The sequence below is a fragment of the Barnesiella sp. CU968 genome (assembly GCF_905219685.1).
Taxonomy (GTDB): Bacteria; Bacteroidota; Bacteroidia; order Bacteroidales; family Muribaculaceae; genus Lepagella; species Lepagella muris_A.
The window spans coordinates 1-1,982 of sequence record NZ_CAJMXD010000476.1 but is presented as its reverse complement, the minus strand read 5'-3'; the positions used below and the strand labels follow the sequence as shown (position 1 = coordinate 1,982).

Annotated in this window: 1 protein-coding gene and 1 pseudogene; both read right to left on the bottom strand. The window is 47.2% G+C overall.

The genetic code is table 11. From position 1 onward, the window contains the following. Positions 1 to 205: 205 nt before the first annotated feature. Positions 206 to 1,642 (bottom strand): immune inhibitor A domain-containing protein, encoded by a 1,437-nt coding sequence (locus tag JX312_RS12870; RefSeq protein ID WP_204458319.1) that lies wholly within the window; start codon positions 1,640 to 1,642, stop codon positions 206 to 208. Between the two features lie 123 nt (positions 1,643 to 1,765). Continuing rightward, positions 1,766 to 1,982: pseudogene (locus tag JX312_RS12865) on the bottom strand (hypothetical protein); the annotation flags it as partial.

The window sequence follows — 1,982 nt, the reverse complement described above, 5'->3', positions numbered from 1 at the left end:
ATCCATAATTCAAATTTTATGGCAAAGTTAGGAACTTTACAGACAAGCTTAAATACGCTATCGCGGACGGTTGTACACGGAATATTGCAAATCCTGTCCCGGATAAAAACAACATAAAGGGTGTCATGACAAAACATCCCGTAAATATCCTCGGCGAGGATATTTGCGGGATGTTTTATTATGATGCGTGTCGGTTTTCTGAACGCTATTTGCGCACGAAGACCTTCTTGCCGTCGATAATGTAGATTCCGGTAGATGTGATGCGGTTGATCCGTATTCCCTGAAGGGTGTATATCTTTCCATCCGGTATCAAGTCCGCGTCTATCTCCGTCACGGCGGAACTTCCGGCGATGTCAGTGCTGAAGCTGAAGCTGATTCCTTCTGCTGTTTCCTCGACATCGGTGATGCAGAAGTAAGCGCGGGTGCCGTCACTGTAGAATGGATAATCGTTGTCATCGATATGCCCGAAGCTTTTGCGGCGGGTATCCGTTCCGAGAGTGGCTCGCTTTATGAGACCCGCGCTTGTGCCGGCGTTGCTGTTGGGACGGAACACATACAATTCGAAATCTTTTCCAAGATTGCCTGTTTGCGTGACAAGCGGATTTACGCGATACACAAGCATTCCCCCCGCAGGCAGCGAGGAGTCCCACATGTCGCTTCGGTCGCGGTATTCAACCATAAAATACTCCGCGCGTGTTCTGTCGGGTCTTATGATGAACGCCACATCATCAGGCGTTTCAGAGGATAGCGGACGCAATGTGTATATGCCGTTCTGCGAAATCTCCTTTATGTCGGTTCGGGGAAGCCACCCGCCGAAAGGAGTGCCATATTGCATGCGCATGTATGCTGTCAATCCCTGGGGAACGCTCTGGTTGTCGCTCATGAGATCCCATACGTTTACCGGTTCAAGTGTGGAATTGGCATTCCCCTTGGTGGTATAAAGGTCGTAAGCCCCGAGTGTATGAGTCATCTCGTGACAGAGCACACCTGTATTTATTTTCTGGGGAACCATCGATTTGTAGCCGTTGGCACCGTCGAACACCTTGAGATAGTTGCCCACTTTCACACCGCCGAGATAAGCTGTCGCACCCCGGTTGTTGGACGGCCACAGCATCCTTGACGCGCTTATGTCGCTGTCGCCGCATATTATCATGACAATATTGTCTACTTCCCCGTCTCCGTTTGCATCGAAGACGATCTTGTCATTTTCATCAATAACCCCGTCGCCATTGAAATCATATGAAGCTAACTTCTCATCCAGAAACAGGCACATATCCTTCACGAGAGTCTTGATCCTTAAGTCGAGCATCAGATCAAGATCCGTATATCCATCCGGATTGGAATTTCCTTTAGGCAAAAAATACCCTACTGGATGAGAATCCACATATTCGAACGGAAGGATAGTGGATTCCCAGTCCATAGAGCCGTAACTCATATCGGAGAAGAAGTTGCGCACTGAGTTCGCGCCCTCCTCCGTAGAGTTAAACATATTGTCGTAATAATCGAAATCGTGTTCCCAAGCCTTGTCCGCTTCATCGGCAAACTTCACAAAACAGACAATGTTCGCCATCTTGTAAGACTCTGCAAAAACAGACATCGATGTTAAAACGACAACCAGTGTAGTGATAAACAATCTAATCATAAGCCACACTCATGACTGAACTGAACCCCCAATGTAGTGATAAACAATCTAATCATAAGCCACACTCATGACTGAACTGAACCACCAATGTTGGACATGGTTTATATCAGTTCATTATAGTATTTATTTTATGATCACCTTCTCCACCTTGGAGCCTTGACGACGGATGTAAAGACCCGGCTCATCACCACTCACCTTCACACCCTGCATGTTGAAAAACTCAACAGGAGCGTTGGAATCTTCCATGCCGATTTCTCCGACACTTGCACCTCCTGCGGGATATTCGGTCTGTGTGTATGTAAAAAGCCTGATACCTTGTACCAAAAGTGGATATTTGCTA